14 protein-coding genes are annotated in these 20937 nt (G+C 72.1%); 7 read left to right on the top strand and 7 right to left on the bottom strand.

Annotated elements, in window-relative coordinates; genetic code table 11:
• Positions 1-95 precede the first annotated feature (95 nt).
• From bioB to GA0070604_RS07995, 3 genes are read left to right on the top strand one after another with little or no spacing between them, the layout of a single operon-like run.
• A complete protein-coding gene (gene bioB / locus GA0070604_RS08005) occupies positions 96-1091 on the top strand; it encodes a biotin synthase BioB (RefSeq protein ID WP_091116692.1) in 996 nt (331 codons plus the stop codon).
• A gap of 25 nt (positions 1092-1116) precedes the next feature.
• Positions 1117-1326: a biotin synthase auxiliary protein BsaP gene (gene bsaP, locus GA0070604_RS08000; RefSeq protein WP_091116688.1), complete on the top strand. Its 210-nt coding sequence runs from the start codon at positions 1117-1119 to the stop codon at positions 1324-1326.
• A 3-nt stretch (positions 1327-1329) separates the two neighbouring features.
• Entirely contained in the window at positions 1330-1836 is a 507-nt protein-coding gene (locus tag GA0070604_RS07995; RefSeq protein WP_091116685.1) for a GNAT family N-acetyltransferase, read from the top strand.
• Between the two features lies 1 nt (position 1837).
• Here the strand turns inward: GA0070604_RS07995 and GA0070604_RS07990 are convergent, their stop codons facing one another.
• The 5 genes from GA0070604_RS07990 to GA0070604_RS07965 form a co-directional block, all read right to left on the bottom strand.
• A complete protein-coding gene (locus tag GA0070604_RS07990) occupies positions 1838-2365 on the bottom strand; it encodes a GNAT family N-acetyltransferase (protein WP_091116680.1) in 528 nt (175 codons plus the stop codon).
• A 52-nt stretch (positions 2366-2417) separates the two neighbouring features.
• Positions 2418-2948, bottom strand: a complete 531-nt coding sequence (locus GA0070604_RS07985) for a DUF488 domain-containing protein (RefSeq protein ID WP_091116673.1) — start codon at positions 2946-2948, stop codon at positions 2418-2420.
• Positions 2949-3079: 131 nt separating this feature from the next.
• Complete coding sequence (locus tag GA0070604_RS07980; RefSeq protein ID WP_091116669.1) at positions 3080-3472, bottom strand: barstar family protein; 393 nt, start codon at positions 3470-3472, stop codon at positions 3080-3082.
• A gap of 22 nt (positions 3473-3494) precedes the next feature.
• Entirely contained in the window at positions 3495-9896 is a 6402-nt protein-coding gene (locus tag GA0070604_RS07975) for an RHS repeat-associated core domain-containing protein (protein WP_091116666.1), read from the bottom strand.
• A gap of 548 nt (positions 9897-10444) precedes the next feature.
• The gene (locus GA0070604_RS07965; RefSeq protein WP_091116659.1) at positions 10445-13324 is read right to left on the bottom strand and encodes a glycoside hydrolase family 9 protein; all 2880 of its coding nucleotides are present in this window, start codon (positions 13322-13324) and stop codon (positions 10445-10447) included.
• A gap of 358 nt (positions 13325-13682) precedes the next feature.
• Between GA0070604_RS07965 and GA0070604_RS33875 the strand changes: the two genes are divergently transcribed.
• Positions 13683-14522: a hypothetical protein gene (locus GA0070604_RS33875; protein ID WP_091116656.1), complete on the top strand. Its 840-nt coding sequence runs from the start codon at positions 13683-13685 to the stop codon at positions 14520-14522.
• A 295-nt stretch (positions 14523-14817) separates the two neighbouring features.
• The gene (locus GA0070604_RS07955) at positions 14818-16383 is read left to right on the top strand and encodes an aldehyde dehydrogenase family protein (protein ID WP_091116652.1); all 1566 of its coding nucleotides are present in this window, start codon (positions 14818-14820) and stop codon (positions 16381-16383) included.
• Positions 16384-16562: 179 nt separating this feature from the next.
• Here the strand turns inward: GA0070604_RS07955 and GA0070604_RS07950 are convergent, their stop codons facing one another.
• Entirely contained in the window at positions 16563-17645 is a 1083-nt protein-coding gene (locus tag GA0070604_RS07950; RefSeq protein WP_091116649.1) for a GNAT family N-acetyltransferase, read from the bottom strand.
• 80 nt (positions 17646-17725) lie between these two features.
• Positions 17726-18427, bottom strand: coding sequence for an ACT domain-containing protein (locus tag GA0070604_RS07945; RefSeq protein WP_091116646.1), 702 nt, complete (start codon positions 18425-18427; stop codon positions 17726-17728).
• 153 nt (positions 18428-18580) lie between these two features.
• Between GA0070604_RS07945 and GA0070604_RS07940 the strand changes: the two genes are divergently transcribed.
• Positions 18581-19657, top strand: a complete 1077-nt coding sequence (locus tag GA0070604_RS07940) for a phosphotransferase family protein (protein ID WP_091116642.1) — start codon at positions 18581-18583, stop codon at positions 19655-19657.
• Positions 19657-20868 (top strand): acyl-CoA dehydrogenase family protein, encoded by a 1212-nt coding sequence (locus GA0070604_RS07935; RefSeq protein WP_091116638.1) that lies wholly within the window; start codon positions 19657-19659, stop codon positions 20866-20868. Before GA0070604_RS07940 ends, GA0070604_RS07935 begins: the two co-directional genes overlap by 1 nt.
• The last annotated feature ends 69 nt before the right edge of the window (positions 20869-20937 follow it).

The raw sequence follows: 20937 nt of genomic DNA, 5'->3' as shown, positions 1-20937 counted from the left end.
GAAGTTACCACCCACCCGCCGGACCTCGGACGATCTGCCCGACCCCGCCATGGAGCCGATTCCTCGCCGCCGGGTGGCCTTGTAGGGTACGAGCCATGCCAGAGATCCTCGACCAGGCCCGGACCCAGGTGCTGGAGAACGGCGTCGGTCTCGACGAGGCCGGTGTCCTCGCCGTGCTCAACCTGCCCGACGAGCACCTGCCCGCCGCCCTCCAGCTCGCCCACGAGGTGCGGATGCGCTGGTGCGGCCCGGAGGTCGAGGTCGAGGGGATTGTCTCGCTGAAGACCGGCGGCTGCCCGGAGGACTGCCACTTCTGCTCGCAGTCCGGCCTGTTCACCTCGCCGGTCCGCTCGGTCTGGCTGGACATCCCGGCGCTGGTCGAGGCGGCACGGCAGACCGCCGCCACCGGCGCCACCGAGTTCTGCATCGTGGCCGCCGTACGCGGCCCGGACGCCCGGCTGATGAAGCAGATGCGCGAGGGCGTGGCCGCCATCAAGGCGGAGGTCGACATCCAGGTCGCCGCCTCCCTGGGCATGCTCACCCAGGAGCAGGTCGACGAGCTGGTCGAGATGGGCGTGCACCGCTACAACCACAACCTGGAGACCTGCCGCTCCTACTTCCCGAACGTGGTCACCACGCACTCGTGGGAGGAGCGCTGGGAGACCCTGAAGATGGTCCGCGAGTCCGGCATGGAGGTCTGCTGCGGCGGCATCCTCGGCCTGGGCGAGTCGGTGGAGCAGCGGGCCGAGTTCGCCGCGCAGCTCGCCGAGCTGGACCCGCACGAGGTCCCGCTGAACTTCCTCAACCCGCGCCCGGGCACCCCGCTCGGCGACCGGCCGGTGGTGGAGGGCAAGGACGCGCTGCGGGCCATCGCCGCGTTCCGGCTGGCCATGCCGCGCACCATCCTCCGGTACGCGGGCGGCCGGGAGCTCACCCTCGGCGACCTGGGCACCCGGGACGGCCTGCTCGGCGGCATCAACGCGGTCATCGTCGGCAACTACCTGACCACGCTGGGCCGGTCGGCGACCGACGACCTGAAGCTGCTCGACGACCTGAAGATGCCGGTCAAGGCGCTGTCGGCGACCCTGTGACGCTATCCATCCCGGTGAGGACGACGTGACCGAGCTTGTCGAGTCCACGGCGCCGCAGCGCTGGTGCGACCGCTGCGGCGAGCCGGCCGAGGCCGGCGCCCACGAGGCGTGCGCGGCGGCCCGGGCGCTGGAGCCGCCGCGCTACTGCGCGCACTGCCGGCGGCGGATGAAGGTGCAGGTGGTGCCGACCGGCTGGTCGGCGGTCTGCGTCGAGCACGGCGAGATCCGGGGCTGACCGGTGCTGCGCGGGCGGGCGGTGACACTGCGACCGGCGACGGACGCGGACGTGCCCACCCTCGCGGCGATCCGGGCCACCCCGGAGGTCCGGCGCTGGTGGCGGGGCGGCGACGACCTGGCCGGGGAGATCCGCGCCGACCTGGCCGACGACGAGCTGACCGTCTACGCCATCGAGCACGACGGCCGGGTGGTCGGCGCGATCCAGTGCTCCGCCGAGACCGAACCGGACTACCGCCACGCCAGCCTGGACCTCTTCCTCGCTCCCGAGGTACGCGGCGCGGGCCTGGGCGGCGACGCCATCCGCACCCTGGTCCGGCACCTGATCGACGAGCACGGCCACCACCGGTTCACCATCGACCCGGCGGCGGCGAACACGGCGGCGATCCGGGCGTACGCGAAGGTGGGTTTCCGCCCGGTGGGCATCATGCGCCGCTACGAGCGCGGCGCGGACGGCCGCTGGCACGACGGCCTGCTGATGGACCTCCTCGCCGAGGACCTGCGCGACTGATTCAGCGGGGAGAGATCCAGTAGCGCCGGGTGCGCCCCAGTTCGGTGTCCCGCACGTCCTCCAGCACCCCACCGTGCCGCTCGATGGTCCGCGCGGAGGGGACGTTGCTGTCGTCGCAGGTGACCAGGACCGGGTCGATGCCCCGCCGGGCCGCCTCCGCGAGCGCCGCACCCAGGGCGAAGGTCGCCACGCCCCGACGGCGGGCCGAGGGGCGGACGCCGTAGCCGATGTGGCCGCCGGCGTTCAGCAGGAAGTCGTTGAGCCGCAGCCGCAGGGAGATGGCGCCGAGCACCTCGTCGCCCTCGACGATCCACCAGTAGAGCGCGGGGACCAGGCCGTTGGGCAGCGGCCGGGACTCGTCCGCGCCGTCCCGCAGCCGCCCGACCCAGTCCGCGAAGCCCTCCGGTGAGTCCACGTCGTCGGTGGGCTGTAGCCCGCTGCCGTCCTGGTGGACGCCGCGCCCCCAGTCGTCCCGGGCAGCCAGCCAGGACCGGTGCAGGCGGGCGGTCGGCGTGATCAGTTCCGGCATGCGGGCAGGCTAGCGGCGTGATCCGCGGCTCTGCCACCAGGTTCCCGCCCGGTCAGCCGTCCCAGATCAGGTGCCCGTCGGGGAGGCGGCGGGCGCCCTCGGCCGGCCGGTGCGGGCTGAGCCGGCCGTCCGGCATGAGGTGCCGCACGGCCGCCCCGCGACCGAGGACGGCCACGTCGGCGATCAGGCGTCGGTGGCAGCGCCACCACACGCTCTCGCTGCACATCACCGCCGTGGTCCGCCGCGCCGCGTCGGCGAGCACCGCGTCCAGCGCCGCGTCGAACTCCGGCGTCCGGGTGTACGCGGCGTACGCCCGGAAGGCCGCGACGGTCCACCAGGTGTCCGGCTCCGGTTCCCCGGCGCGTACGTGCCGGCGGCCACCGAGGCGGGGTTCCCAGCGGTAGTCGATCCCCCGCTCCGGCAGCCAGCGTTCGAGCGCCTCGCGCCGGACGTCCGGGTTGGTCCGGCTGGCCGGGTAGCGCCGTACGTCCACGACGAGGGCGATCCCCGCGCCGGCCAGCAGCTCCGCGAGGCGCTCCCGGCCGGCGGCCCCGTGCCCGACGGTCAGCAACTCGCACTCCATCAGGTCAGCTTGCCCCGGTGCCTCACCATCCACCCGTCAACTGACGGCGCGACCCACCCCACGGCGACGACGGCGGGTGGTGGTGCGGACCGGGCGCTGGAGGCCAGGCCTCACCCCTTCAGGCCTCGCCACTACGACTGGTCCGTGGCCAGCAACACCGTGACTGAGAGCGGGCGGCCCTGCGTGTACTTCGGCTCGGCCAGATCGGTTGCGGTCTGCACCAGCACACTGACGGCGGTGTCGGCGTCCTCGGGTGCGGTGACGATCATTTCCGCCGCATCGGTCCACACCACGAGGACCTGGCCGACGTCGAGGAGCACCAGGCCGCCGAACATCGAGTCCGCCAGCGCGTCCCAGCTGTTGTTGCTCACCAGGGGCGGGTCGAGTGGCAGCGCCGCCCGGACGGCGTCGAAGAAGGCGTCCCGCCCGCCGCCTGCTCCGGTCGACAGCAAATACACGCGCATGTTCTGTGCGCGGGCGGCCGCCGTGGCGGCCTCGATCTCCGAGGCCGCCACGGCGCTCACCCCTGGACGAAATTTCACAACCTCACCTGATCTGCACGAAGGCTGGAGTGCCGCTCTGCCCGTAGTGGGTCCAGGTGTAGTACAACTCGCCGGTGACGTCGTTCCTCACCACTCGCAGCGGGCCGGCACCTTGGGACCCGGAAACCAGCACACGGTACTCGGTATAGGGCGAGTTCTGAGGGTCCAGCTGGTACGAGCGACCCGGCAGCCGTCCCTCTCTGTTCTCGAAGGTGACGCCCCAGCGGGTGGCAAGCGGGCCGGTCGGTATGGTTCCGCCATCGAGGTGCCCGAGGGTGACGTTGAGCGCGGCCTCCTCCGCGGCCGGCAGCGACCCTGGGGCGATCCGCGCCGGTTTCGGTCCACCACCGGTCGCCGCGCTGAGTACCGCAGCCAGCGCCACGGCCTGGGTGTCATCGCAGTCGTCCATGCACTGCCCGGCGGCGCCGGCGTACGCCGCGACGGCGAGCATGCAGCCCGCGCCGGCCGTCTCCGGGCAGAGGGCGGCGCCGACGACGGCCACGACGGTGGTGACCACCATCTGGTCCAGCGCCTCCCAATAGTCCTTCCAAGTGGGCGACCCGAACAGGGCGTGCTTGAGGCGGACGATGATGGCGTTGTAGGCGGGCGAGCCGGGGATGTTCCAGGTGTCCGGGTTCTGGTCGATGACCATCCGGATGTAGTTGTCCAGTTGCCGCTTCTTCTCCGGCGGGATGGTCGGCAGGTTCGACGTCGGGTTCTTGCCGGAGCCCGAGCCACCCGTGGCCTGCCCGGCGCTCGTGTTCTGCCCGGTGGGGCCTTTCTCATCGCAGCGACGCTGGGCGGTCCCGGTGTAGTTGAAGCACTCGTCCTTCGGCGGCTTCCCCACTCCCTCGCCCTTGCCGTCGCAGGTGTAGGCGCCGGCGCACTCCTTCAATCCGCTCGGGTCACTGAAGGTGACCGGCGAGCTGCTGCTGTACCCGTATCCGGTCCAGGACTGCGGATTCTGCATGTCGAAGACCGGGTCGACGGAGACGAACCGGCCGGTGGCGGCGTCATACTCCCGGGCGCCGAGATGGGTCAGCCCGGTGTTGTCGATGGTGCCGCCGACGAAGCCCTTGTCGTTGGCCCAGGTCGGGCTGCCGCCCCGCGGGTTGCCGTACGGGTTCTGCCGGCGCACCGTGGCCGTCTGTGCGGCGTTGGCGCTGACCGACACGTTCGCCGTGCCCTGATGGTCGGCGGCGAGCCAGGTCAGGCCGGCGGCCGTTCGCGAGGCGACCAACGATCCGCCGTACATGTAGTAGCGGGTGCAGGCCGTGGTCGCGGTGCTGTTGCTGTACCGCAGCTCCTGGCCGGGCAGATACAGGGTTTTGCCGGCCGGATCGCGGCGGATGAGCCGGTTGCCGTCCGCGTCGTAGATGTAGGTGGTCGTGCCGGTCGAGTCGGTGCTGGTCTCCAGATGCCCCTCCGGATCCCAGGTGAGCACCTGCGACCCGGTCCCGGCCGGGCAGGTGTTGGTGGCCGTCCCCGCCGGCCGGCAGATCGTGTTGCCCGACTCGTCGTACTTGTAGTTCTGGACCAGCGACCCGGTCGTGGTGGTCGACAGCGTGTGCGGCTGCGCCGCCTTGGCGGCCGGATAGCCGTACGTCGTGGTGGTGTTGCCGGCGCTGGTGTGCACCACCTGCGTCTTGCGGTTGCCGGCCTGGTCGAACGTCCACGAGTGCCAGTACGGTGCCGGACCGCCGAGCGCGGTGGCCGACGGCGTGGCGGTGCAGTCGCCGTTGCTCGGCGTCCAGGCGTCGGTGAGCCGGCGCAGGTGGTCGTACGTGAAGCACTGGGTGTCGTCGACCGGATCCGGGGCGACGTCCACCGCCTTGGTGATGTTGCCGGAATTGTCGTAGGTGTAGCGGACGTCGGAGAGCGTGTTGGGCGCGACCGTGTCCCGGTCCACCCGGACGCCGGTCAACCGCCCGGTCTCCAGCTCGTGGGTGAACGCCTGCCATACCCGACCGCCGGCGATGTCGTCCGTGTCGAGCGTGAGCTGGTCGAGTTCGCCGAGCGCGTTGTAGGTGGTGCCCGCCACGTAGGACAGGTTCGTCGCGCCGTACTGCGAGGTCATCGTGGTGGCCTGACCGAGCGCGTCGTAGGTGTAGGAGAGGGTCTCGGCTGGCAGGTCACCACCGGTGGACGGCAGGCTCGTCGAGGCGAGGCTCCCGTCGACGTTGTAGGCGCTGGAGAAGTCGTAGGTGCCGGCCAGGTTGTTCTCCGAGGCCGGGATCACCACCTGGACCCCGGTCGGTTGGTACTGGTCGGTGTAGCCGGTGATCTTCGTCTGGTAAGCGGAGCCCCCGACGTACCGGTTCGACTGCGACAGCCGCCCCTTGGCGATCGTGTCGTAGTACCACTGCGCCCGCATGGTGCCGCCGATGACGTTGTCGTACACCGCCCGCTTGCGGCCCAGCGAGTCGTAGAGGTACGCCAGCTTCTTGCCCCGAGCGTCGGTGGACGAGGTGATCCGGTCGGCGGCGTCGTACCCGAAGGTGCTGACGCCCGTGTCCGGGTCGGTCTGCTTGGTCCGGCGGCCCTGCAGGTCATACTCGTAGAGCCACTGGTTGCCCATCGCGTCCGTGACGCCGGTCAGCTGCCCCTTACGGTTGTACGCGTAGGACGTGGTGTCCCAGGAGCCAGCCGTATTCGGGGTCGGGGTCGTGCCGTGGTACTGGCGCACCGAGACGGTTCGACCCCGGGCGTCGGTGAGCGTGGAGGTGGCGGTGCCCCCGGCCGGCGGCGTGGTGTCGGTGCGGTCACCGGCGTAGTAGACGGAGGTCCGCCAGCGCTCCGCGTCGTAGGGCTGGAAGATGGACGCGGTCGGCCGGCCGGCACCGTCGTACACGGTCCGGGTCTGGGTCGGCACCAACGCCCGCTCGGTGGCGGTGACCAGCGTGGTGCCCGGCGCCCCGGCGACGTGATATCCGTCGAACTTCTTCGCCTCCCGGCCCGCCGTGTCGTAGAAGGTGTCGGTCAGCAGCCGCCCGCCCGAGGGCGAGGGCGACTGGGTCTGCCGGAGCCGCAGCAGGCCGTCGTAGAGGGCGTAGGCAGTGTTGTACGCCCCGGCCGGGTTCAGCCGGGAGGTGGAGACCACGGTGGCCGCGTTGTTGCGGATCAGGTAGCTGAAGGTGACGCTGGCCGACTGGGTCGCCTTGTCCCGGCCGGGCAGCCACACCGCGGTGAGCTTGCCGAGGCCGTCGTAGGCGAGGTCGGTTCGCTTGTTGTTGGCGTCGATAATCGCGGAGTTGTTGCCCCACGCCGGGTTCACGGTCGTCGAGGCCACGTGCTGCATCGCGTTCGTGACCGTGGTCGCGGTCACCGGCCCGCCGGTGGCGGGGGTGTACGCCGTGGTGGTCTTGGCGTTCATCGCGTCCCAGGCCGCGGTGACCCGCCCGTACGCGTCGTAGGTGCCCTGGGAGACGGTGGCGAAGGTGGGCGTGCCCGCGTTCCAGGCCGTCATCTTCTCGGTCTTCGTGGCCAGGCCCCGGGTAGGCGCGGTCCCGAAGGCCTGACCGTCGAAGCTGGTCCGCTCCTCGGTGATCACGTCGGCGTCGCTGAGGGTGCCGGTGGTCGCCGAGCACTGCACCGCGTACGACCGGGTGCGGTGCACCTTGTCCATCAGCCAGAGGGTGTCGTTGCGCGGGCCGTAGTCGATCTTCTGGCACTGCTCGTCGCCGGCGACCCCGTCCTGGCCGAAGTCGTCGACCTGGGTGGCCATGCCGAGTGAGTCGTAGGTGGTCGTGGTCCGGGTGACCCGCTCGCCGCGTCCGGCGTCCAGCGTGGTGTAGTTGCGGGTCGTGGCGACCCGGGTGAACCTGGCGGTCACCGTGTCGCCGTTGATGGTGCGGGTCGCGGTCGCCGCGGAACCCCACGGGTCGCTCGTCTCACGCGACACCACCGGCCCACCCGGCCCGTTGAACGTCTTGACCTCGCGGGTCAGGCCGGCAAACCAGTCCGCATCGGCGAACCCGTCGACGGTGACCGACTTGGTGCCACCCGACGGCGCGGCCCGGTCGCCGTCCATGCCCCGGAAGTAGCGGGTCTCGGTGTAGGTCTGCTCCCCCGGGTCACCGGACGTCACGGCGACCCGGCCGTAGCCCCGGTAGCTCGACCAGGTCTTGTACTTCTTCTCGATCAGGCCGTCGTCGTCGCTGTAGTGCCACGCCGCGCCGTCGAGGTAGCTGTAGGTGTGCACCACCCGGGGGCTGCCCTGTGGTGGCACCCCACCGGTGTTGTCCTGCTCGTAGATGGTGGTCACCACGTATTTGTGGAACCAGTCGGTGACCGGGTTGCTGTAGCCCTCCGGCGTCCAGACTGACGGGTAGCAGCGCTTCGTGTTCGTCTGCGGTGTCGGCGTCTGGCCGGCCACGCAGTCCGGGCCGGAGTAGGTGACGCTGACCGTGCCACCGGTCTCGGTCTGGATCTTGGCGATCCGCCACCAGTTCATCGCCGCGGCGAAGTCGATCGTGTCGACCCGGTTGGGCAGCTGCACCCCGGTGAACTCGATGTCCGGCACGGTGGTGGTCGTGCCGACCAGGCCGGCGTGAGAGATCTTCGACAGCCACAGGCCGGCCCGGGTGCCGTCACCCGGGTCGGGGAACGTGTGGGTCAACGTCCAGCGCTCTACATTGGAGTACGAGCTGCCGGAGCGGACCTGGGTGGTCACGGTCGCCAGCCGCTTGGTGGTCCAGAAGGTGGGCGAGAAGACCGTGCCGCAGTTGGACCCGGTGCACTGCTGGTCCCACGGGGTGTCCGGCCAGTGCGCCGCGTCGTGGGTGGCACAGCTCGACAGGCAGCGGTCCGCCACCCCGAAGACCACCTGCGCCGGCGCCGGGGTGCTCAGCACCGACTCCACGCCGTTGTCCCGGCGGGTGCCGTACGAGATGTGGTCGAGGTAGCCGGCGCGGTCGTACGACGTGGCGTCGTTGGCGTCGAGGTTACGGCCGTACCTGTTGGTCTCCTTGGTGTACCAGTACGAGGCGGAGTTGCCGTGCAAGTCCACCACGTAGTCGAGGTTCCACCGCCACGCCTGGGCGCAGGAGGAGTCGATGAACGCGGTGGCGTGGCAGGGCTCGCCCGCGTGGTTGCCGAACACCGGCACGGTCAGCGTGGAGTTGGTGACCGGGTTCCCGGACGCCCAGCCGGGCAGGCGGTTCACCCCGAACCAGTACTGGGTGCCGTCGGTGGTGGTCACCACCCAGTACTCGCCGTTGTTGTCGCCGTTGCTCGCGCCGGTCTTGCGCTCGATCCGCGACCCGTCGTCCGAACGCAGGTGCCAGCGGCCCTCGGTCGCGTTGTAGAGCAGCTCGCCGGAGTGGCCGCCGAGGGAGAGCGTGGCGTTGTCGGTCGCCCAGCACAGGTCGCTGGTCTTCCTGGTGTTGTTGGCCGAGCCGTCCATGTCCTGGCCGCACCCGAGGTAGCGCCGCTCGATGAAGCCGCCCGGGTTGGCCTCGAAGCCCTCACCGGCCCAGGAGGGCTGGTTGTTGCTCGCCGCCTGGCGGCCGTCGACGGACTGCGACGAGTACGACAGGGCGAGGCTCGGTGCCGGCCCGTTGAGCGACGGCGGGACCCGCATCGGGTAGTTCCAGGTGAACGCGCCGGAGTTCCCGCCGGCCGTCCAGGTCGAGGAGGGCTGGAGCGAGGTGGCCTTGTAGTCACCCGCGGCGCTGGAGTCGCCGGCCATCACCGCCACCAGGCTGTTCGTCCCGGACACCGGCACGGCCGCCGAGACAGTCTGGGCCTTGAGATCGTTCGTCGACCGCAGCGGCGTACCCACGCACTCCTTCGCGCCAGGTTCGGTGAGCGCGCATACCGGCATCGAGACCAGGCGCAGCCGGGCGGCCCAGTCCGCGCCGTAGGCGGTGGCGAACTTCGCGTAGTCGACGGTCAGCGCGGCACTGCCCGCGCCCGGGACACCGTCGGTCCGGCCCATCCGGAGCAGGACGCCCCGGACTCCGGCCCGGTCGGTGGTGGCCCGGTCCAGCACCTCCACGCGTACGCGTGACGGGGTGGCGGCGGGCGCGAGAGCCCGCCCGGCGGAGGAGACCGCGCCCGCGCTCGCCGGGCGGACGCGTACCGGAAGCGCGCCCGCGCCGACCGGCGCGGCGGCACCGGCGGCGAGGTCCACCTCGGCGGCTCCCGGGGCCGGCCAGGCCGGTGCCGGCTTACGGGTCGCGTCGGGCATCGCCGCCCGCGCTGTCGAGGCGGCTGGGGCCACCGGGGACACCGGCACCGTCGGCACCTGCTGCGGCGCGGGCGGCCGGTACTCGGTCGCGGCCGACGCGGCCGGGGGTGCGCTGATCAGCGCCGTGACCATGAGGACCGCGGTGGCCGCGGCGGTCAGCAGTCGTGCCCGGCCGGGACGCAGCCGGAAGGGTAGCGGCAGGCGGACCGCATCCATGTGTGCTCCTCGAAGCATGCTTGATTACCGCGTTCGATGAATCTCGACAACCGAGGCTCTCGTCGGCCTCGGTTCTCGCACCGCCGCCGCCGTCCGGCCCTGATGGGCCGGGACACTCAGCGTCGACGGGCAGGCAGGATGGTCGGCCGGACCCGGGAGATCGGGCCGGGACCGGTCGGTGGATGAGGAGATCGGCGCGGTGGACCTACGGCCGGTACCGGATAGCGCCGGAGCGCCGCGGCGGGGCCGCCGGGCGACGAGGCTGGGCGGGCCGCCGGACGAGCGCCGGCCGCGCCGCCCGACGATGGACGCGCGGCCCGGGATCCGGCCGGTGGTGGCGTGGAAGTTGGATTTCGCGTCCAGCGCCCAGACGTACAGCCATCGGTTGCCCCCCGCGGCATCGATGATCGTGGAAATTTTGAAGCAGTATAGAGATCACGTGGACGTGGACACAAGACCGTCGATGTCCGGGGCCCGGGCGGGTCGGCCGTCGACGACATCGTGGCCGGTCACCGCTCCGCGGTGACCGGCCACGACCCGGGCCTACGTCAGGAGACGGTGCAGGCGGTGCCGTTGAGGGTGAAGGAGGTCGGCTTCGGGTTGGCGCCGGTGTGGGTGCCGTTGAAGCCGAAGCCGGTCGACGCCCCCGGCGCCAGCGTCCCGTTGTACGACAGGTTCGTCGCGGTGACCGCGGTGCCGGTCTGGGTGAAGTTGGCCGACCAGCCCTGCCCCACCTTCTGCCCGGTGTTCGGGAAGGTGAACGCGACCGTCCAACTGTTGATCGCGGTCGTGCCGGTGTTGGTGAGCGTGATGTTCGCGGTGAACCCGCTGTCCCAGTCGTTCGTCACGTAGTCGATCCGACACGGCGCGGTGGGCTGGGCCGGCGCCGTGGTCACCGTGACGGTCGCCGACGGGGTCGACGCGTTTCCGGCGGCGTCCACCGCGACCACGTAGTACGTGTAGCTGGTGGCGGGCGTCAGCCCGGTGACGGCGTACGTGGTGCCGGTGACCGTGGTGACCAGGGTGTCGGTGGGGAAGGTCTGCCGGTAGACGCGGTAGCCGGTGACGCCGACGTTGTCGGTGGCCGGCCCCCAGGCGAGGGTGAACCCGTTCGGCCCGATCGCCGAGGCGGTCGGGGTGCCGGGCGCCGTCGGCGGGGTGGTGTCCGAGCCGCTGCCGGACGGGGTGGTCACCTCCACCGCGGGCGAGGACGCCGACTGGTTGCCGGCGTTGTCGCGGGCGCTCACCCGGAACCGGTAGGTGCGGGCCGGCTGGAGCGAGCCGACGGTCAGCGTGTTGGTGCTGGTCGGGTACTTGACCACCACGTCGCTGCCGACCGTCTCCTGGCTGACGTCGTAGCCGGCCAGGCCGCTGCCGCCGGTGTCGGTGGAGGCGGTCCAGCTCAGCGTGACGGAGTTGGCGGTGAGCCCGGACGCGACCGGGGTGCCGGGCACGGTGGGCGGGATGGTGTCCGAGGTGCCCGGCGTGGGCTCGTCACCCCAGACCCGTACGCCGTCCTGGTAGAGCGGCACCTTGCGGTTCGGGCCGGCGGTGGTCTGGTACGACGGGTCGTTGGTCGGGTCCCAGGTGCCGCCCTCGGGCACGCCGACCTTGAACTGGACCTCCATCCGGTGCTGCGACTGCCCGGCGGGGGCGATGGTGTAACCGGTGCAGTCGACCTCGACGTACCAGATGTCGCCGCTGTACTGCTTGGCCGTGGTCGGCGACGGGCAGCCCTGGGTGTAGCCGGGGGTGACCTGGACCGGGCCGGTGCCGTCCGGGCGGAAGTAGTAGCGGAACTTGGCGGTGGTCAGCGCCCGGGCCGGGAAGGCCGACTTGTTGTAGATCATCACCTTGAGCCCGGTGGCCCGGGTCTCGGCCTGCATCACCGTGGTCTCCACGGTCAGCTCGTCCACGTCCGGCTGCTCGGCGACCGGGAAGCCGCTGAGCGGGTTGCCGCCGTACTCGTTGGTCAGCCGCACGAGGGCCGAGGTGAAGCCGGCGTTGTAGTCGGTGGCGACCTCGTTCATCACGTAGTCGGACCGGCTGTCGGTGTACGCGTCGTTGGCCGAGGAGGGGCCGCCGACCAGCGCGCCATAGAGGACGTGCCGGGTCTCGGTGGGCACGGTCATGCTGTCCCACCAGGAGCCGTGCGCCGTGCGGTGGTGCGGGTTCTTCGGGGAGTTGTTCCCGAAGCCGATCACGTAGCTGGAGTTGCGCGGGTTGTCACCGAGCGCGTAGTTGATCTGCCGGACCGCGAAGTCGTGGTAACGGGCCTTGCGGGTGGCGTCGGTGGTCTTGTCGCTGTACACCAGCGCGGCGAAGGCGGTGTTGGCGGCGTACCGCAGCGCACCCCAGGAGTCGAGGACCGCCATCCCGCCCGGCGAGTAGTTCACCTTCGAGCCGTTGACGCCGACGGTCCACCAGTCGAGCCAGCGATTGGCGTCGTCCACGTACTTCTGCTTGCCGGTCAGGTTGGCCAGCAGCACGTACGCGCCGAACTGCTTGTTGTCCCAGGCGATGGTCCACTTGTAGGACCGCAGGGTGCTCTGCGGCTCGGTGCCGAGCTTGTCGTACTCGCTCTCCGCCTTGGCGAGGTAGGTGGCGTCGCCGGTGGCCCGGTAGAGCCAGATCGCGCCCCAGACCAGCTCGTCCTGGTAACCGCTCCAGGACTTGTAGAAGTTGGTCGCGTCGGTGATGCACTCGTGGTAGTTCTTCCGCACCGTGTCGGCGAAGGTGTAGAGCTGCTTCGCGTGCCCGAGCAGCTTGTCGGCGTAGGCGGCGTCGGTCGGGCGGAACACCATCGACGAGGCGGCCATCGCCGCCGCCGTCTCCCCCGCCAGGTCCGCGCCACCGCAGCTCGCGTCGATCTTGTACGCGGGCCGCGCCATCGGCAGCACCTCGGCCGGCCCCCACCACTTGTGGTCGTCGTCGCCCTTACCGATCTGTCCGTAGAGGACGTTCGGCGACGGGTGGGCTTTGACGAAGTAGTCGTTGACCCAGCGCAGGTTGTTGAGCAGGTGCGGGAGCTGACCGGAGGCGGTGTAGCCGGCCCGGTACTCGACCGCGCCCCAGGCCAGCATCGTGGCGCTGAACGCCATCGGGAAACCGAACTTCACGTGGTCGCCGGCGTCGTACCAGCCGCCGGTGAGGTCGAGCCCGACGTTGGCGCCGTCGGTGAGCGCCGAGTCGCCCCGCCAGGAGACCCGGTTCCAGGTGGGTTTCTTGCCGGACTGCTGCGCCTCGTAGAACAGCAGCGACTTCTGCAACGCCTCGGCGTAGTTGAAGGTGGGCGCGGCCGAGGCCGGGGACGGGCCGGTTACGGCGACGGCGACACCGGCGCCGAGGCCGACGGCCAGGGCTGCGCCGGCGGCCAGCAGCCGGCGCAGCCGGGACCGGCCACCGGGTGGCGGGATCGGACGGGGCATGGCGAACTCCTGTGGGTGGCGTCGCACGGCGGCCCGGCCGACGGAGCGTCGTCGGGTGGTCGGGGCCTGCCGGCGGCGGGTGGTGGTGGGTGGACCACGAGGCGCGGGAGCGCTCCCATGGATAGCCGACAATGTAATGTCGATGCCACCCGTTTGGGAAGACGAACCTCTCCCCCCGAGCCGACGTCGCAGCGCCATTCGCCGTCAGACCCGGCACGCCACGAAATTGACCCGGCCCGTTCGTCTCCCGCGTTACACGACAGGTGTCCCAGCTCGATCCGATCGACCGATGTCGCCTGCGGAGGTACGCCATGGGATCATGTACCGTCCCCCCTTTTACGATTTCGGAGGATCCTTTATGCCACAGCGTCGGCGCGTCGCGCGTGCGGGCTTCACCGCAGCCGCCGCCACGGCCTGCCTCGCCCTTGCCACTCCGGCCTGGGCAGCTTCAATCACCCATCCCGTCCTGCACCAGGCCAACCAGCACATCCTGGCGTCGAACAACGGATACAACCAGGGTTTCGGCAAGTGCACGGGCAAGACGACCCAGCAGGCGGGCGAGGACGTCTGGGTCTTCGTCTGGCCGGGCAACAGCGTCAAGAGCATCGACGCGCTGAAGATCGGCTGGGACACCAACAACGACGGCACCGCCGACACCTTCAAGACGCTCACCGACGGTCACTACACGACCGACAACGGCGCCAAGAAGGTCTGGTTCGCGACGCCGGCCGGCTGGAAGCTTGAGACCGGCGAGTCGACCGTTCAGGGGTCGACGCCCCAGAACTTCTTCAACCTGACCCACACCTGCGCCGCCAAGCCCGGCGGGTCGCCGTCGCCGAGCCCGTCGAACCCGGGCGGGGAGACCCCGACCCCGACGCCGTCGAACCCGGGCGAGGAGACTCCCACCCCGACGCCGTCGAACCCGGGCGAGGAGACTCCCACCCCGACGCCGTCGAACCCGGGCGAGGAGACTCCCACCCCGACGCCGTCGAACCCGGGCGAGGAGACCCCGACCCCGGGTGAGTCCAGCGACACCCCGTTGCCGTCCTCCTCTGTCGGCGGCGACAACGGCGGCGGCCTGCCGGTGACCGGCGTGGCGGTGACCGGCATCGCGCTCACCGGCCTCGTCCTCATCGGCGGTGGCGTTGCGCTGATGGTGCTGCGGCGCCGGCGGGACAAGATCACCTTCACCAGCTGATCCCACTCGCCAGCCATGACCGGCCGCCGGACCTCGATCCGGCGGCCGGTTCGCGTATCCGGGGCCGGCCCGCGCCACCCCGAGGCGGATCACATGATCGAACAACCTCGATTGACTCCAAACGGACGCCCAGCTCGGAGGCGTAGGGGACGTACACGGCCGACGCCAATCGATGGACCGGCCGTCCTGGCATACGAGCGTACGGTTGCCCGCGCGCTCGGCCACGCGGGACAGTACGCGACACCAGCGGTGCCATCGACGCCGCCGCTCCCTGGTCAACCCTGAGGAGATCGCGATGGCTCTCAGAATCGCCGACGGCACCTCCTGGTCCGACACCCTCGCCCGCGCGGTGGCCGCCGCGCCGGAGGCCTTCGGCACCGCGCCCGACGGCGGCGCCGTCCTGCACAACCTGATCGAGGGCGAGTGGCGGGCGGTCGGCGCGCCGACCCCGGCCCGTACCCCGATCGACAACACCGTGCTCGTGCACCTGGCCCGACTCGACGCCGACGCGGCGCGGGCGGCCGTCGCCCACGCCGCCGCCGCGCACGCCGACTGGGCGCGTACCCCGCTCGCCGAGCGCAAGGCCCGGGTCGGCGCGGCCCTCGACGCGCTCACCGCCCACCGCGACCTGCTCGCCATGCTGCTGGTCTGGGAGATCGGCAAGCCGTGGCGGCTGGCCTGCGCCGACGTCGACCGCGCCCTGGACGGCGTGCGCTGGTACGTGCAGGAGATCGACCGGATGCTGGCCGACGGCCGCGAGCCGCTGCCCGGCCCGGTCAGCAACATCGCCTCCTGGAACTACCCGATGAGCGTGCTGGTGCACGCCGAACTGGTGCAGTTGCTCGCCGGCAACGCGGTGATCGCCAAGACCCCGTCCCAGGGCGGCGCGGTCTGCCTCACCGTGGCACACGCGCTGCTGCGCCGCGCCGGGCTGCCCGCCACCCTGCTCTCCGGCGGCGGCGAGGAACTGTCCGAGGTGCTGGTACGCGCCCCGGAAATCGGCGCGGTGGCGTTCGTCGGCGGCCGCTCCAACGGCGGCAAGGTGGCCGCGGCGCTGCTCGACTCCGACAAGCGGCACTTCATCGAGCAGGAGGGGCTCAACGCCTGGGGCATCTGGAACTTCTCCCAGTGGGACCTGCTCGCCACCCACCTGAAGAAGGGCTTCGAGTACGGCAAGCAGCGCTGCACCGCGTACCCGCGGTTCGTGGTCCAGCGGGACCTGGTCGACGAGTTCCTGGACATGTACCTGCCGGTGGTCCGATCGGTCCGATTCGGCCATCCACTCGCGGTGGACGAGACCTGGCAGGCCGGCGACCCGCTGCCCGAGCTGGACTTCGGGCCGCTGATCAGCGCGGCCAAGGCCGAAGAGCTGCGCCGCAAGGTCGACGAGGCGGTACGCGGCGGCGCGGTGCCGCTGCACCGGGGCAAGCTGGACGACGCGCCCTTCCTCGACGGGCAGGACACCTCGGCGTACGTGGCGCCGGCGGTGCTGCTCGCCCCACCCGGCCGGTCCCGGCTGATGCACGCCGAGCCGTTCGGCCCGGTCGACACCATCGTCGTGGTGGACACCACCGACGAGCTGTTGGCCCAGATGAACGCCTCCAACGGCGCGCTGGTCGCCTCCCTCGCCTGCGACGACGAGGAACTGGCCGGGAAGCTCGCGGTCGACCTCCAGGCGTTCAAGGTGGGCATCAACAAGCCGCGCTCCCGGGGCGACCGGGAGGAGCCGTTCGGCGGCCGGGGCGCGTCCTGGAAGGGTGCCTTCGTCGGCGGGGACCTGCTGGTGCAGGCGGTCACCGTGGGCGGGGACGGCCGGCTCTACGGCAACTTCCCCGACTACAGCAGCTACCCGGCGACCTGACCCACCCGGCGGCCCGGCCCCGGCAGGGCCCCCGCACCGGGGGCCCTGCCGGGTGACCGTCCCCCGCACCGGGGGCCGGCCCAGGCGACGCCGGTTCGCCCCGGCGCCGGTACCGGCCGTGTGCCGGTCCCCGCACCGCGCCGTTGCGGTACGGGCCGCGCCGGCACCCGGCCGTCGGGTCAGTCCGACCGGCCCGACCGACCGGTCGGGCCGGCCTGCCGGGGCAGCCCGGCCCGCTGGGCGTCCAGCGGCACCGCCACGGTCAGCAGTGTGCCGTCCCGCTGCACCGACGCCGGCCGGCCCAACCGGCGTACGGTGCGCAGCATCGGCGTGTTCTCGGCCTCCACGTGCAGCAGCACGGCGGCGTAACCGGCCCGGTCGGCATGCCCGAGCAGTCGCCGCAGCAGGGCCGAGCCGAGGCCCCGCCGCTGCCAGTCGTCGCGGACCAGCAGCGCCACCTCCGCCTCGTCCCCCTCGCCGAGCAGGTTGCCCATCGCCACGACGGGTTCCGCCGCCCCGGGGCCGGCCGTGGCGACCAGGGTGAGCCCCCGTTCCGGCTCCAGCAGCCGGCGCAGCCGGGCCGGCGACGGCAGGGCCGCCGCGCCCAGGTACCGCCGCCGTCGGCTGCGGTCCGAGCAGGTCTCGTGCAGCCGCGCCACGCTGGGCAGATCGTCGACGGTCGCCGAGCGGACCAGCACCTCGGCCGCGTCGGGCAGCACCAGGGTGACCCGGTCGGCGTCCCGCCGGATCACGGCCCCGGCCAGCTCGATCAGGGCCTGGGCGCGGGCGTACTCGGCCGGGGTGAAGGTCGGCTCCCGCCGGGACAGCTCGTACGAGCCACCGGACGCGTCGGCCAGCAGCATGGTCGTGGCGCCCACCCCGCCGGGCGGGTCGGCCGGCGCCGGCCGCCAGGTGACCGGGTCGGCGCCGAGCAGGGCACGCAGCGCCTCGCCGGCCGCGTCCGGGTCGCGGACCAGCCGGGTGGCCAGGCCGAGCACCCGGGTGGGCTGGTCGGCCAGCCCTCGCGCCTCGCTGCGCGCGACCCAGCAGTCCCGGCCCCGGCCCCGCTCGACGGCAGCCCGCAGGTCCGCCTCGGTGAGCTGGTCGGGCGCGTCGACGAGGAAGTCGTCGACCGCTCCCACCTCGGTGGTGTGCACCTGCACGGTGAGAATGTTGATCCCGCGCAACGCGAGACTCGCGGTGAGCACCGACAGGTAGCCCGGTCGGTCGTCCACGGTGGCCCGAATCCGCCACAGCGCCATGGTTCGCTCCCTTCCCCGGTGATCACCCTGCCGGCCGCGTGTTGCGCGGCCGTTGCCCGCGGGTGAAACGGCGCGACAGGTCAGGTGATGGTGGTCACGGGTGGTGCGCCGACCAGGTCCAGCCGGTCGCCGAGAATCACCGCGCTCGCCCGGACGAGCTGCGCGAGCCGGTCCACCTCGATGGAGTGGAACGCGGCGGCCGTGAGGGGCTCGGTGTGGTCCCGCGCCACCACCAGCACCAGGCCGGCGCGGCCGAACGGCGCGACCGCGTAGTGGTGCCCGTCCGGGCCGGTCCTCGCCCGGGCCCGCAGCGGGGTCACCTCCGGCAGCCGGGGCGGGACCGGGGCCCGCCAGCTCGCGTGCCCGACGGTGGGCGCGCCCGCGCCGGCTCGGGAGGCCCAGTCCAGGGGTACGACCGCGGCCACCGCCCAGTCCGCGGCGAGCAGCCCGGGCACCGCGTCGACCAGGGTGGCCACCCCGTCGGCCGGGTTCGCGGCGATCTGGGCGAGCAGTTCGGCGTCCTGGCCCGAGGTGGTGGGCGTGCCGATCGCCCGCCACACCCCGTCCACCCGTACGCCGGGGACGGCGGCCAGGCCGGCCAGCAGCCGTTCCATCCGGGCGGCGCCCGGCCACACCACGGTGAAGTCGTCCACCGCCCGGCCGCCGAGCCGCTCCAGCACCACCACCTGGACGATGTCGGCGCCGGCCACGCCGAGTGTCCGGGCCACCTGGCCGAGCGTGCCGGGTCGGTCCGGCAGGGTCACCCGAACTCTCAGCAACATGTCCGATCCCTTCGCTGCGGCGGGCCGGCCGGGCGGTGGCCGGCAGGCTGGGCACCAGCCTGCCGGCTGGCCATTTCGCCCCTGTTGCAGCGGCATGTCCCATCGGGAAACTCCAGCCTTGACAAGGAAGGTGAGCTGCCATCAACTAACCGGATGACCGATCCGGCCGTCGATCCAGCGCGGAACCCGACCGGGCCGGCTCCCCGTGGGCTCGACCTCGACCGGCTCGCCGCCTACCTGTCCACGCACCTGCCCGAGCTGGTCACCGGCCCCCTCTCGGCGCGGCTGGTCACCGGGGGCAGGTCCAACCTGACGTACCTGTTGCGTGGCGGCGACCGCGAGGTGGTGCTGCGCCGGCCGCCGCTCGGGCACGTGCTGGCCACCGCGCACGACATGGCCCGCGAGCACCGGGTGATCTCCGCGCTGGCGCCCACCGAGGTGCCGGTTCCCGGCGCGCTGCTGTTCTGCCCCGACGACGAGGTGATCGGCGCCCCGTTCTATCTGATGGAGAAGGTCGACGGCGTCGTCTACCGGAGCCGGTCGCAGACCGACCGGCTCACCGACGGGCAGCGGCGCGACCTGGCCCTGGCGATGATGGACACCCTCGCCGCACTGCACACGGTCGAGCCGGCCGCGGTCGGGCTGGCCGACTTCGGCCGCCCCGACGGCTACCTGGCGCGGCAGGTACGCCGCTGGGCCGGCCAGCTCGACCGGTCCCGCAGCCGCCCGCTGCCCGGCATCGACGAGCTGCGCGACGCGCTCGCCGGCAGCGTGCCGGAGGGCGCGAACGCCGGGCGAATCGTGCACGGCGACTACCGGCTGGACAACCTCCTCGCCGCGGTCGGCCCGGTCGCCGTCCGGGCGGTGCTCGACTGGGAGATGGCCACCCTCGGCGACCCGCTCGCCGACCTCGGGCTGCTGCTGACCTACTGGGACGTGCTGGGCGACAGCGACGCGGCGGAGGGCAACCCGGTCGCCGACGGTCTCGGCCCACGGGCCGGCTTCCCCGCCGGAGCCGAGCTGATCGACCGGTACGCGGGCCACGGCGACGTCGACGTCGGCCCGCTGCACTGGCACGTGGCGCTCGGCTGCTTCAAGCTCGCGGTGATCTGTGAGGGCATCCACTACCGACACACCCTCGGGCAGACGCTCGGCGGGGGCTTCGACCGGATCGGCGAGCTGGTGGCGCCGCTGGTCGAGCACGGTCTGCACGCGGTCAGGGAGAACTGATGGACTTCGCGTACGACGCCCGGACGGTCGAGCTGCGCGACCGGCTGGGGGCCTTCCTCGCCGAGTGCGTGTATCCGGCCGAACCGGTGCACGCCGAGCAGGTGGCCGCCGCCGGCGACCCGTGGGCCCGGCCGCCGGTGCTGGACGAGTTGAAGGCCGAGGCCCGTTCGCGTGGCCTGTGGAACCTGTTCCTTCCCGACCCCCGCTACGGCGCCGGACTGACCAACCTCCAGTACGCCCCGCTCGCCGAGCTGACCGGGCGCAGTCCGCATCTGGCGCCGGAGGCGCTGAACTGCGCCGCCCCGGACACCGGCAACATGGAGCTGCTCGCCGAGTTCGGCTCCGCCGCGCAGCGGGACCGCTGGCTCAAGCCCCTGCTGGCGGGCGAGATCCGCTCCGCCTTCTGCATGACCGAGCCGGATGTGGCCTCCTCCGACGCCACCAACATCGCCACCCGGATCACCCGCGACGGCGACTCGTACGTGATCGACGGCCGCAAGTGGTGGTCGTCCGGGGCGATGGACCCGCGCTGCGAGATCTTCATCGTGATGGGCAAGACCGACCCGGACGCCGAGCGGCACCGCCAGCAGAGCATGATCCTGGTCCCCCGGGACACCCCGGGCGTCACGGTACGCCGGGGCCTGACCGTCTTCGGCTACTCCGACGCCCCACACGGCGGGCACGCCGAGATCGAGTTCACCGGCGTCCGGGTGCCGGCGGAGAACCTGGTCGGCACCGAGGGAAGCGGCTTCGCGATCGCCCAGGCCCGGCTCGGCCCGGGGCGGATCCACCACTGCATGCGGCTGATCGGGATGGCCGAGCGGGCCCTGGAGCTGCTCTGCCGGCGGGCGCTGGACCGGGTCGCGTTCGGCCGGCCGCTCGCCGAGCAGGGCGTGGTACGCGAGTGGATCGCCGAATCGCGGGTGCGCATCGAGCAGGCCCGGTTGCTGGTGCTCAAGACCGCCTGGTTGATGGACACCGTCGGTAACAAGGGCGCGCACACCGAGATCCAGGCCATCAAGATCGCCACGCCGGCGATGGCGGAGTGGGTGATCGACAAGGCCATCCAGGGGTACGGCGGAGCCGGCGTCAGCCAGGACACCCCGCTGGCCGCCCTCTGGGCCCAGGCCCGCACCCTCCGCCTGGCCGACGGCCCCGACGAGGTCCACCGGTCGTCCCTGGCCAAGCGCGAACTCCGCCGCTGGTCCTGACCCGCCCGGCGCAGCGGTTGATCATGAGGTTGTCGCCCTGGAACCAGCGGTGGGTCGGCGACAACAACC

Origin of the sequence: Micromonospora eburnea, from assembly GCF_900090225.1 — a bacterium.
In the GTDB taxonomy this organism is placed as follows: Bacteria; Actinomycetota; Actinomycetes; order Mycobacteriales; family Micromonosporaceae; genus Micromonospora; species Micromonospora eburnea.
Note: the sequence above shows the minus strand (reverse complement) of the source record. Positions and strands in the feature narration are given on the sequence as shown.